Source organism: Pseudomonas sp. SWRI99 (assembly GCF_014270125.1).
Taxonomy (GTDB): domain Bacteria; phylum Pseudomonadota; class Gammaproteobacteria; order Pseudomonadales; family Pseudomonadaceae; genus Aquipseudomonas; species Aquipseudomonas hamedanensis.
On sequence record NZ_JABWQR010000010.1, the window covers coordinates 106,323 to 119,156 of the forward strand.

A 12,834-nucleotide genomic window follows, 5' to 3' on the forward strand; every position below is an offset into this window, starting at 1 on the left:
TGCGGGCGAAGCAGAAATTTCCTTTATTGCGGGTGGGTCTGGACGGACGGCAGAGCGCTGAAAGTTCCAGAAACAGGACGGTTGGATGAGTCTCGGTCAGGACCATGGTGGGAGCGAGTTGCTCGTGAAGGCGTTACGTCAGCCACCGGGTCTGGCGGCTGATCCAACACTTTCGCGAGCAAGTTCGCTCGCACATCTGGTTCGTGCCAGCACTTGTCATGCGCATGGCCAGTTCAGAAATCGTATTTCACCCCCAGCATCCCTTCGTAGCTGTGGTTGTCGCCATCAAACGACTTCTGGTAGCCGGCAGAAACGAAGAAGGTGACTTTCTTGTCCGCCTGGTAATCGACGCCCAGGTTTGCTTCCCACCAGGTTCCGCCGATATCTGCTTCAAACGGCACAGCGCCATTTGCTGAGGAGAACTCGGTTTTCGGTTGGCCTTTGAATTCGTGCCAGACACTGGGACGCAGCCAGGCGTTGGTGCGCAATGTGTCGCCTTTGTCGTTTTCGCGAAACCAGTCCTTGGACGCCCTCACGCCGAGTCGTCCGATCAACGAATCAACATCCTTGAAACGTACGTCGGCAGCGATGTCGTCACTGTCGTCCAGATCGATTTTCGAGTAGATCACTTGAGCTTGCGGTTCGAGGTACAGGTTTTCGTAAAGATCCTCACCTTCACCCTCATTGATGAGGAACGGGTATCCGGTTTCAAGTGATGCGGTGTATCCCCAGCCCTTGGAATCGAGTTTGCCGATGTCGTTGGGTTTGGCTTCGATATCAAAGTGATGGAGTTGTAGCACCCCGTCGACGTACCCGCCATCAGGGCCGAAGTGCGTCCAGTAGCCGCCCAGGCTATACGCGCGAAGCACATTGTCGCCAGCGCCGAAACCGCTGTAATGCTTGACGCCGCCATCAATCTTGCCGATGGCCAAAGACAGCCCCGCCTGATCATGACTGCCATCGGTGTCTTCGCCACGGTACAAGTCGAGGCCCACCTGAAACGCTTGCATGTCGTAGTTGTAGGCAGGCGAATCGCCGAATGGGCCACTGTGGCCGCTCTCGCGTTCGCCGCTGCGGTAGATCATCCGGCCCCAGCCAAGGGAGGGACCGTAGGTTTGCTCATGCTCCTTGACCAGTGGATCACTGGGCAGGCGCCGCTCTTCGGCGACTCGCTCATGCAAGGTATCGACAAGACCGCGGCTGTAAACCAGGGCCAGTGCCGGTATGGCACCGTACAGCGAGGTTTCCGGCCGGAAGTTCGGCACCGCTGGAGTAGGCGGGGCGGGTGGAGCAGGTGGTGTCGGTGCTGGAGGACCAGGTGGACCAGGCGGTGCCGGTGGCGTGGGCTCAGCCGTCGAGCGCAGATACCACGCTTCACCGTTACTGCCATCTACGCTGGCTCTCTGCAGGGTGTATTCATACGGGCCGGCGATGGCCCTTGCCCCCAGGCGAAAAGCGTTGGCAGAGGTTGTTCCGCCGTTGACAGCGTCGACCACGAGGATCCCGTTGCCGGTGGTCAGCGCCCCCCGCCCCAGTGCGCCGCTGGCGTCTCGGGCATTGCGTATCAACAGCGCCGTGTTGCCGCTCGATAGAGGCGTTGCGGTCCCGCCATCAATGACCAATTTGTCCGAGGGCGAGCCGTCGCTGGCGAGGAAAGTGTTGAGCCCGATAGCACCGTCACCGCTGTAATTGTTCACCGTCAGGGTCTTGAAGACCCCGCCCGCTGGAGCGGAAAAGTCGATCAGGCTTGGATCATTGACCAGATTCGTCACATTGGAATTACCGGTCAGACGCCAGATGCTGTTGTTGGTCAGCGTCAGATTCGACACGCTGCCAGCCGCGGTGAAAACCGAGCCTGTCACGGTCGAACCAGACAAAGTCACGTTCGCAAGTCCCGCACTGACGGGGGGTGTGGGCGCCGTGATCGGTGGCGACTGCAAGGGCGGTAAGTCGCCGGTGATCTCATCGGGGAAATCTGCGGGCCCTGTCAGCGGCGCAAGCGGCGCTGCGAGCAATGGAAAGTCATTGAGCGTGCCTACCCGCAACCATTCACTGCCACCCGATGCGCTTGCGTCAGTCAGTGTGATGTTCGCGCTTCCGGCTACACCGATTATCGGGCCGCTATAGTTGGTCAGCGTGCTGCGCGTGAAGTCGGCGGTAGAGACCGCTCCAGGGATACCCAGAGCATAAAGGCCCATTGCATTTGCCCCGCTGGCGGCCACCGTGGCATCGACGCCGGCGATGCGCCCGCCGATCACGGCGACAGCGCCGTGGGCTTGAGCACCGGAGGTCTGGATAGCACTCTGGTTAAGCGTCACCGAGGTCGGATTGTCGCGGGAAAAAGCACCGTGCGCGCCAATGCCATGGGTCACTACCGTGGTGCGATTTGCGACCACGTTGGCCTCACCCCGGCCGGCAGGCGTTGTTCCATAATTCTCAAGGGTTGCCCGCAAACCCCCCGCTCCAATGCCTTGGGTGGTGATCGAGGTATCGTTGACCGTGACGGTCGCGGTTTCAACGGCCTGGTCGTTGCGCGCTTGGGCGGCGGCTCCGTGGGCATTGAGCCCTGTGGTGACCACCGTGGTGCGGTTCGCCGTGGTATTGGCGTTGAACTGCGCGCCCACTTGCTCTGAAATCGCAAACAAACCGATACCGCGCTCGCCGCTGGTGGTGATTTGCACATTGTTGAGCGTCGACGTACCGCCATCGTCCGACCATGCGCCCATGGCCGACAGTCCCGATGTATCGACCACGGTGCCGGTGGCAACCAGCGTGCCGTTCGGGTTGCGTGCGCCGAGGCCATGGGCAAACGAAGACTGCCTGACCTGATTGCCGCTAGTGGTCACGCTACCGCCGTTGAGCGTGACGATGCCGCCAAGGTCAGCAATGGCACCCATAGCGTTATCGTTGCCGGTGGTGGTGATCGTTACGTTATTGGCGGTCACCGTGCCGGGCGTACCCGCGGTGCCACTGGCACTGATCGCGGCCGAGTTCGGGCCTGATGTGGTGATCGCGCTATCGCTCACGACAATGTTTGCGCCCTGTCTGGCGGTCAGGCCGATACTGACGGAGGGCGTTGTGGTGGTGACGCTGCTATTGGTCAAGGTCAGGGCTGAACCCACGCCTTCTACTTGAACTCCAGGGGCGAACGTGCCTGCTACACCGCTGACCAAGACGCTGCTGCTGTTGACCTGCGCCACGCCGCCGGATTTGATGGAAATCCCGGATGCCCGCGTTCCCCCCACTTGTATCGCCGTGTCTGCGACCTGAGCTTGCGAGCCGGCGCCTTCAACGGAGAGGCCATAGCCACGGACTCCGGTCGTCGTAATCGAACTGCCGCTACCACTCATTGCGACCTTGCCACCGTTGAGCGCCCTGACCCCCGCATTGGGGAAGTTATCGTTGTTGCTGGAGCCCGTATTGATGAAAGTGCTGCTGATCAAATCCAGAGAACCGCCAGCATCAGCCAGCGCTGCAGACGAATTGAGGCCAGAAGCGCTGGCAGTGACGCTGGTCGCAGTGATTTGACTGTCGGCGCCCGTAACGAAGAGCGTATGGCTGCCGGCGAGTGTAGTTGTGTTCGTTGCGCCGGCCGAAGTGACCTGTGTGCCATTGAGCGTGACGGCTCCCCCATCTTGAGCGAGCACTCCGAAAGCCCCGCGCGAGTTGGTACTTATCGATCCTCCGGTGACATTGATCTGGCTGCTTGACCCGGTCGAAAACAACCCATAGTTGCCCGTGCCGTTTGCGCCGCCGCTGACCTGAACGATGGTGTTGTTCAGCGTAACCGTACCGCCGGAATCTGCCGTGGCCCCGCGCATGTTCAGAGTGGTTCCGGAGTTGGGGGTCAGATCTATCGTGGCATTGGATGCTGAAATGGCACTGTCGGTCCCGGACGCTTGGAGTCCGATCTGGCCAGTGGCAGCCGCACCAATCGAAGTTGTGGTGACGACGCTGGCGTTGAAACTGACTTCAGCACCTTGGAGCGCCATCGCACCCACTGTGGAGGCAGCGGCCAGATTCACGGTGATGTTGTCGCCGGTGATCTGCCCGGCCGCTCCGCTGGCATTCAAGCCGATCGACCCCGCCGGTGTCACCGTGACGACACTAACGGGCGGTACGGTGCACTCCGTGTTATTGGCGACAGCCGGGGTAGGGCAGGCACCGGCGGCGTGCGCAGGGGAAGAGAACCAACACGTCAGGGCAACCGCGACAGCCATTTTCAGCGTGACGTGTGCAGCATGACTGCAGTCGCCGACAGGCAAGGGCGAAATAGCGGATTCAGAAAAGGGCGACTCAAGCGACTTCAATGGTTGCGCCATGGTGACCAACTCCCTGTGTCGAACCTGGTGGCGTTTCACCGAGCGTTGTTCTGCTCAACCCGGACAGAACAGGCACGGCCATTCTCGCGCCCTGCTCAGGCGCGGACGTTTCCAAATATCTGCCTGATAGGTCTAGACCATTCCTGACACTTTGCGAATGCAAAGGAGCGACCGGTCAGCGCGCGCATGCTCGGTGGGCTGTTTGATCAATGCGCGCGGCCGATTTGAAGGGCGGGCAGCGTTTCGACCGTGCCCGCGTCATACGTGGATCAAGCGATCTTCAAAGCCCTCAGCAGCACCAGCGATTGCTCGGCAAACGCCTGCGCCTGTGCGGTCAGTTCGGCGATATTTTCTTGCGCAGTGAGTAACGGCTGGCCGTTGCTGACGAGCACTTCACCCTGTTCGCTGATCACACTCCACGCCAGTTGTGCCCACTCGGCCGGCTGCTGTTTGCCTTGCTTGATCGAGATCAGAAACAGTTGCTGGAAGCGGCTCACGGTCACGCCACCGCCCGTGACCGGGCTGGCCAGCGTCTGGATGTTGGCGGCGTAGAGTGAGCGTTTGCACAGTTGCAGATTGAGCGCGGCGCAGCGTCCGCTGACCTGCGACTCGGCGGCCTCGCTCTGGCACGGCGCCACAGCGCCCATGCCGATCAGTACGGCGAGTGCTTGTTCGAGGTCGTCGTAAGTCAGCGGAGTAGCTTCGGTCAGCAATTGGCGCATCGATTTGGCGGCATAAGCCTGTGCCGCCAGAGCATCGAGTACCGGGCCGTAGATCTCTGGTTGTAACGTCGCTTCGCCGGCAGGGCCGGTGACCGAACCCGCTACGGTCTCCCAGGGTTGCAGCAGCACAAAACGCGTGTGGAGCATCTTCGCGCGGCGTTCGGCAGCGGACAGCCGGGTCGCGCCACGCACGTACAGATCGCGGCGGAAGTGCTGATTGACGAAATAGTCACGCGCCTGTTCGCGCATGATCGGGTGTTCAATGGTCTCCAGGAAATCCATGCCTTCGGCGCTCAGGTTCAGCGGGTCGACTGAATCCAGTGGCACGGCCGTGGTGGCGTAATCAAGCTTGGCCGGGGCCAGCGCGTCGACCATGTCGGCGAAATACATGCAGTTCCAGTCGCGATTGAAATATTCGTGGGCGACGTAGTGACGGTCCTGGCCTTTGATGCTCTGCAAGCGCGCGCCGAGACTCGGCGCCGCGGCGGCGTATTTGGGATTGGCCGCCAGCAGCGCTTCGGAAAATTGCAGCGCGGCGTCGATGCGCTGATCGGAGCGCGACGAGGCGTTGGCGAACCGGTCGTGCAGGCTGAACAGATTGCGCAGCGGCGCCGAGGGCGACCAGCCCGGGAAGCAGTTATAGCTGACGTAGAGCATGCCGCCCGGCTTGAGGTAGCGGCGGGCGAATTCGACAATCAGTTTCTGGTTGTCGCGGCTGACCCAGGTCCAGATGCCGTGCAGGCTGATGCTGTCAAACTGCGGCAAATCGGTACGCGCCAATAGCTGCTCGAAGCTGTCGTCATAGAGACGGGCGCCATTATTCGCAGCGGCCGCGAGGTCGATGGCATGGGCGGCCATGCCCGGGTGGAAATCCGTGCCGACAAACCCACCCGGATTGGCCGTGGCGTGGATGTTGACCGACACGCCCTGACCAAAGCCCAGCTCGCAGTGAACGCCATCGGTGCTATCCAGCGTGGCGAAACCGCGCAACAACAGGCAGTAACGCAGGAACACCGGATTGATCTCCCGGCTATAGCTGTAGGTGTAGCCTTCGTCGGTGAAATAACCTTCGTTCCAGGCGTTGCTCATGGGTACAGCCTCTTGTTATCGGAAGTAATGGCAGTCTTATAAGGGGTTGTGATTGTGCGCGACAAGTAGAAAAACCGGTTTCGCAGACTCTTCAGCTCAAGCATGTTGCGCACGCGAAGATTGCTGTGTACGTGCCGGCAGCGCGGCGGACTCGGGCAACGAGGCGACATGCACCGTGCGCGCCGGGAAGGCAAACGCCGCATCGAGCTCGGCCACCGCTTCCATGATTGCCAGATTGATTCGTTGCTGCACGTCCATGTAAACGTTGTAGCTGGCGTCCAGAACGATATAGACGGTTTCGAATTCCAGCGCGCTTTCACCAAAACTGCGGAAATGGCAGCGGTCGAATCGAGCCTGTTTTTCCTGCTTGATGATCGCTTCAACCCGCTGGGTGAGCTGCCGAATCTGTTCGCTGGTGCATTCGTAAGTCAGACGAAATTCGAACACAATCCGGCGCTCCTGCAAGCGCTTGTAGTTCTGGATGGTGCTGCCGATCATGTCGGCGTTGGCCATGACGATCTGCTCGCCGCCCAGACTGCGGATGCGCGTGGTCTTCAGGCCAACGTGCTCGACCGTACCGGCCAGCGTGCCGACCACGATGAAATCGCCCACCTCAAACGGCTTGTCGACGGCAATCGACAGCGAGGCAAACACATCGCCCAAAATATTCTGCACCGCCAGCGCCACCGCGATACCGCCGACACCGAGGCTGGCGACAAACGCGGTGATATTGACGCCCAGGTTCGACAGCATCGCCAGCAGCACCACCGCCCACAGCAGCACCCTGACGCCCCACAGACTCAAGGTCGCCAGAGCGCTCGCCTGAAACGTGCCGGTCGCGCTATGCCGCGAGAAATAACGATGCAGCCCGAGCGCCAGTGCGCGGTTGGTCCAAAGGCCCACCTGCAACGCCGCGACCACGAACCACAGACTGCTAACGCGCCCGAGCCAGCGCTCCGGCAGATCCAGCAAACTGATCCCGACCAGAATCGACGCCAACAACAGCAACGTGGTACTGGTCGCCGACAACACTTCGCTGGCCATGTACGTCAGATGACCGTTGCCGGCGCTGGCCCGGGCCTGGACCTTGCGAAAAGCGAAACGAATGGCCGTCGTGGTCAGCAGGTAGCTGATCGTCGCGGCGAAAAACGCGACAAGCCAGTTAGCCAACGAGATCCCTAAAATCATGTGTGCCGTGAAAAAGCCTATGAAATCCTCAGTCATTGAAACCCCCTTGCGAAGCCTGCGACGACGCCAGCGCCGAAGCACACCGCCGGCCGCAGCCAGGTAAGCGCCGCTTGAGCGGGCGGTGCCGCCAAGTGGCCTGTCTGGGGTTAGTTACCCTGAGATTCGGGCTGTTCAATCAAATGCAGATTCGCCGGATCGAATGGTCAACGCCTGGAACAACGAATGACAGAAGATGCCGACGCTTAATCGTAGGCGAACTGGTCGATCAGTCCGAGGCGAGGAACGCGCATTTTTGGCCGCAGTAAAGCGCCCGGAGCGATCACTGCGTTAGCGCCGATCTTGCAGCCGTCACCCACCAGCGCGCCGAATTTATTAACGCCTGTTTCTATCACATGGCCTTCGTGGCGGATTTTTATATCAGCCCCGTCCAGTTCGTTACGATAGTTCGCGATGATCGCGCCGGCTTCAATATTGACCGCTTCGCCAATCAATGAATCGCCGACGAAATTGAAGTGAGCCAGCTTACTGCCATCCAGCATGAAGGTACTTTTCAGTTCACAGCTGGGGCCGACAATGCAGTTTTTCCCAAGATACACACCGCCACGAAGGTAAGCGCCCGCCGCGATGAAACAGCCCGCGCCAATGATCATCGCGCCCTTGAGCACAGCGCCTTGCTCGATGATGGCGGTTTCGTGAACCGCGCAATTGCCTTGACGCCGGTATCCGGTGCCGAGCGTTTCGAGCAATGCCAGGACCCGGTTCTCGCAATCCTGGACCATCGCCCAAGGGGCAGTCGAGTCCAGGCCCAGCAGTGGCCAGCCAGCGATGTAATCATCGATTTTGGGTAATGTCATGAAAAGCCTTCCGAATAACTAAAGTGGATGTCCTCAAGCGTGCTCTTCAAGCCTGCGCACATCGCCCATGGAATCACGTTGCATCGACTGCAAGTTCTTCTCGATGGTTTCGCACAGCGCTTCCATCTGAATCTGGTGTTCGCTGTGGCGAAACGGGCTCTGCAGATCGGTGCCGATGCGCTCGATGGCCAGCAGCATAAACCCCACCACGGTCGACGCCAGCGGCGTGAACCAGCCCAGGGATTCCACCAGCCCCACCGGCACAATCAGGCAGAACAGCGAAATGAACAGCCGCGGAAAATACACGTAAGGGTAGGGCAGCGGCGTGTTCGCGATCCGCTCCATGCCGCCCTGACTGTTGGACAGATCCACCAGTGTCGACTCAAGCCGCGCCAGGCGAATACTGTCCAGGCGTCCGGCCTTGTATTCCCGAGCAAGCAAAGTCGCCGAGCCGGTGAGGATATCGTTGGCAAAATTATTGGTCGTGCCACTGCGGGCGAACTCGTCGGCGGGAATGAACGCGCGCACCTCTTCGGGACAAGGCTGGCCTTGCAGATGCGCGGCAAGGCAATTCACATAGGCGACGTGGCGGCGCAACAGGGTCGACTTGACCGGATTCACCTCGCTACCGGCATCGTCCAGCAGCGTCAGCACCTGACGGGCGAAGCTGCGCGAATTGTTGATCATCGACCCCCACAGCGTCCGCGCTTCCCACCAGCGGTTATAGGCGCTGCTGTTGCGAAAGCTGATCAGCACGATCAACGCCGAGCCGAGCAAGGTCAGCGGCATCAGCGGCAGGTTGAGCTTGGTGTTGAGAAACAGCATGAAGTCCACGGTGACGGCAATGTCCCAGAGCAGCAGCCAGAACAAGGCCCAGCCCACATAGCCCAAGGTTTTGATGATCAGACGGTATTTTTTGACGATGGCAGCTTTCAAACGGAAACCTCGTGGCGAGCAGTTTGCTTAAACGCTTAAGCTCGGACGATGCTTGCGACCGGCAGTTCCGTAGTGAGGCAGTCAACCGTCAGAACGACTGAGCCAAAAGTTATTCGTCCGCTCTCTCAATGCCCCTTGAGCGCTACGCTGGGGTTTGCCGCGCTGCCGACACACTGGATCGTCGGTCCGCCCGTTCGCCGAGCCGCCATCCCAGCAGGCCCCATAGCAGTGCACACAACGCGCCGACCAATGCGGCCATGCCTGCACCCTGGCCGAGGGCGTCCAGCGCGCTTTTCGCCCAGGCGCTGATGGCGTCGCCGGCGCGGTAGACCACGGTGTCGATGACGTTCTTTGCCTTGTACTTGCTTTCGGCATCGAGCGGGGCAAACAGCATCTCCCGGCCTGGGCGCACGAAGGCGTACTCACCGATGCGGCGCACGATCATCAGCGCGGCGATAAGGCCAAAGCTGGGGGCGAAGATCAGCCCGATAAACCCCGCGCACATGACCAGCGGCACCATGGCCAACAGCACGCCGACGCCGAGCTTTTGGGCGACACGGCCAGTGATCAACAGCTGGCAGAGCAGGGCGCCCGCCTGCACGACAAAGTCGATGATGCCGAACACGCGCACCTGCGCCTCGCGGTTCGGGAAGTGTTCGGCGACGACACGTGCCTGCTCGAAGTAAAGGAAGGTGGAGACTGTCGCTAACAGCACTACAAAGCCGCAAATGCCGAGCAGATAGGGTGATTTCAAAACGGCCGTCATACCGCTGAAGGGGTTGCCCGGCAACGGCCTGCGGGGGCTCTCGCTCGGCGCGGCATCGGGGCGTCCTGCGCCACCCTGTTCACGCCAGTGCATCAACTGGCGTTTGAACAACATCGCAGCGCCCAGCAGAACAGCAGCCAGCAGCATCAGGCCGGACTCGCCCAGCGGACCGATCAGCAAGGCGCTCAGCGCAGGGCCACTCAGGCCGCCGACGCTGGCGCCCGCCGCGATGAAAGCGAACAGGCGTTTGGCCTGGGCACTGTCGAATACATCGGCCATCAGGCTCCAGGCGACCGATACGACAAACAGGTTGTAGACCGATATCCACACATAAAACACTCGCGCCAGCCACGGGCTTTCCTCGCCCAGGAACAAGGCGGCGAACAACAGCAGGTTGGCGCAGAAAAATCCGTACACCCAGTCCACGAAATGCAGGCGCGGCACGCGTGCGCTGAGCCAGGCGAACAGCGGAACGGCCGCCAGCATGACGAAGAAGGTCGCGGTGAACAGCCACTGCAGGTTCTCGACGCCGGCGGTGATGCCCATCGATTCGCGGATCGGACGGAGCATGAAGTAGCCGGCGAACAGGCAAACGAACAGCAGAAAGCCATTGAGCGCGGGGCGCAGCTCGTGAGCCTCGGCATTGATGATGGCGCTCGTGCGGTGGGCGAGAAGAGACATATCCATGGTGCGCTCCTGTGGGAGTGGCGAGGCAATGGAACGGAGCCTGCCCGTTCCAGCGGGGTCAGCGGTAGGTGACGCCGGTCAGTCGCTCAGAAAGTTGCCACAGTGCGTCGGAGTTCGAGCGATCGGCAGCGGCCGGAGGCATCTTGGCGAAGCCCAGCGGCCCGCGCTTCTCGTCATCACCGGTGGGCCCATAGTAGGCACCGCCAACAGCCTCCAGCGCCGTCGCTGCATACAGCGTGGGCAGCGCGCCCTGCGCCGCGGAATGATACCTGTCCCGCTCTACGGCCCATTGTTTGCCGAATTTACTGTCCAGGCCAGGCCCACGGGCGATCAGCTCGGTCACGGCAACGCCGGGGTGAGCGGCGATGCTGCGTATCCCCCAACCGGCGGCATCGCTGCGCTGCTGCAGCTCGATACTCCACTTGAGTATCGCCAGTTTCGATTGGCTGTAGGTGGCAAAAGGGTCGTAATTGCGCTCAGCCTGCAGGTCATCGAAGTTCAGCACTGCGCGCCCTGCGGCGATGCTCGACAGGCTGACCACCCGACCATCGTCGCTTTTGCGTAGCAGCGGCATCAGCAGGCCGGTCAGGGCGAAATGCCCCAGGTAATTGGTCGCCAGCTGCATCTCGTAGCCGTCGGCCGAAACGCCTCGAACAGGCGGCGACATGATCGCGGCGTTGTTGATCAGCACGTCGAGCCTCGGCAGGCGCCCTTGCAGACGGTTGGCGAGGTCACGCACCGATTGCAGATTGGCAAGATCCAGCGTTTCGAATTGCACGCGCGCCTCGGGCACGGCTTGCTTGATGTTTGCGATCGCTTCGCGGCCGCGCTCGGCGTTGCGTGCGGCGATGATCACCTCGGCACCGGCTCGCGTCAGCGCCAGCGCGTCTTCATAGCCCATGCCGCTGGTCCCTCCGGTCACCAGCACGATGCGGCCTTCCTGGCTGGGCATGTCATGGGTTGACCAGTCCGGTTTCGGCTCTGTTCGAGTAGTAGCCTGCGCAGCCAGTGTGCCGGCCATCGCGGTAATGGCGAACAGCGTCCGGGCGGCCTTGAGGATGCGTTGGGTTGCGGTATTGCTGGGCGTAGCGGGTGAATGGCTCATCGGGGAATTCTCATTCGCGTAATAGGTTCCCGGTTGGCGGGGCGAGTGAGCAGTATCGGTGTACGAATGCGCGAGGATAAGTCGGGCATTGGTGGATGGCCCGTACGCTATGGCGTACAGTCAGCCGCCTGCGGAGGAAGCATCCATGCGTAAACCAAACCTTACCGATGTGTCGATATTTGCTGCGGTGGTCGAGGCGGGGGGATTTCGTGCGGCCGCGCAAAAGCGGGGTTTGTCCGCCTCGTCGCTGAGCGACTGCATGCGTCGGCTGGAAAGCGACCTGGGCGTGCGCCTGCTCAATCGAACCACGCGCAGCGTCACGCCGACGGCGGCCGGCGAGCGATTGCTCGAGCGCCTGCGCCCGGCCTTGCAAGAAATCGACGCCGCTTTCAACGATCTGGACGACGACGCTCAGCGCCCGGTCGGCACGCTCAAGCTCAATGTGCCAGTGCCGGTGGCACGCTTTCTGTTGCCCGACCTGCTGGCGCGTTTTCTCCGCCTTTATCCAGGGATCAGTGTCGAAGTCGTCATGGATAACACCTTTGTCGACGTCAACGCTGGCGGGTATGACGCCGGCGTGCGCTATGAAGAGAGCCTGGCCAAGGACATGATCGCCGTGCCCATCGGCCCGCGTCGCCAGCGCTTCGTTGCGGCGGCCGCCCCGCGCTATCTGGCTGAACGCGGTACGCCCACTCAGCCCGAAAAACTGCCGGGCCATGACCTGCTTGGCCATCGATTTGAGAGCGGCAAAGTGGGCGTGTTCGAGTTCCATCGAGACGGCCGCGTTGTGCGTATCCCACCTCAGGGGCAACTGCTGACATCGTCGCACGATTTGAAAATTCGCTCGGCCATCAACGGGCTGGGCATCGTCTATACCTTCGAGGATTTTCTGCGCGAGCCGCTGTCCGATGGTCGATTGGTGCCGATTCTCGAGGACTGGTGGCAGGCCTTCGACGGTCCGTTTCTTTACTATCACGGGCGCCGTCACCTGCCTTCGCCGCTCAGGGCGTTTGTCGATTTTCTTCGGGCCGAACGGCAGATTGCGGAGAACTCAGGTGTCTTCGGCGCCGTTTCGTAAGGCCAATACATGGTCTGCCAGCAGGGCGCCCATGGCGACGGGAGCGATCGGCCAGTAGCGGATGTTCCTGAGCGGCTGCTTACGGCC

At 61.2% G+C, this 12,834-nt stretch carries 8 protein-coding genes; 1 reads left to right on the top strand and 7 read right to left on the bottom strand.

The window, feature by feature from the left end:
* Positions 1-233 precede the first annotated feature (233 nt).
* From HU743_RS10550 to HU743_RS10580, 7 genes are all read right to left on the bottom strand, one after another.
* Complete coding sequence (locus HU743_RS10550; protein ID WP_186648532.1) at positions 234-4,322, bottom strand: autotransporter outer membrane beta-barrel domain-containing protein; 4,089 nt, start codon at positions 4,320-4,322, stop codon at positions 234-236.
* Between the two features lie 269 nt (positions 4,323-4,591).
* Entirely contained in the window at positions 4,592-6,133 is a 1,542-nt protein-coding gene (locus HU743_RS10555; RefSeq protein ID WP_186648534.1) for a methyltransferase regulatory domain-containing protein, read from the bottom strand.
* A 96-nt stretch (positions 6,134-6,229) separates the two neighbouring features.
* On the bottom strand, positions 6,230-7,357 hold the full coding sequence (locus tag HU743_RS10560) for a mechanosensitive ion channel family protein (protein WP_186648535.1): 1,128 nt from the start codon (positions 7,355-7,357) through the stop codon (positions 6,230-6,232).
* 206 nt (positions 7,358-7,563) lie between these two features.
* Positions 7,564-8,175: a transferase gene (locus tag HU743_RS10565; protein WP_186648536.1), complete on the bottom strand. Its 612-nt coding sequence runs from the start codon at positions 8,173-8,175 to the stop codon at positions 7,564-7,566.
* 33 nt (positions 8,176-8,208) lie between these two features.
* Entirely contained in the window at positions 8,209-9,111 is a 903-nt protein-coding gene (locus HU743_RS10570) for a bestrophin family ion channel (RefSeq protein ID WP_186619125.1), read from the bottom strand.
* 142 nt (positions 9,112-9,253) lie between these two features.
* The gene (locus HU743_RS10575; RefSeq protein WP_186648537.1) at positions 9,254-10,564 is read right to left on the bottom strand and encodes an MFS transporter; all 1,311 of its coding nucleotides are present in this window, start codon (positions 10,562-10,564) and stop codon (positions 9,254-9,256) included.
* Between the two features lie 58 nt (positions 10,565-10,622).
* Complete coding sequence (locus HU743_RS10580; RefSeq protein ID WP_186648538.1) at positions 10,623-11,669, bottom strand: oxidoreductase; 1,047 nt, start codon at positions 11,667-11,669, stop codon at positions 10,623-10,625.
* Positions 11,670-11,814: 145 nt separating this feature from the next.
* Between HU743_RS10580 and HU743_RS10585 the strand changes: the two genes are divergently transcribed.
* Complete coding sequence (locus HU743_RS10585) at positions 11,815-12,747, top strand: LysR family transcriptional regulator (RefSeq protein WP_186648539.1); 933 nt, start codon at positions 11,815-11,817, stop codon at positions 12,745-12,747.
* Positions 12,748-12,834 lie beyond the last annotated feature (87 nt).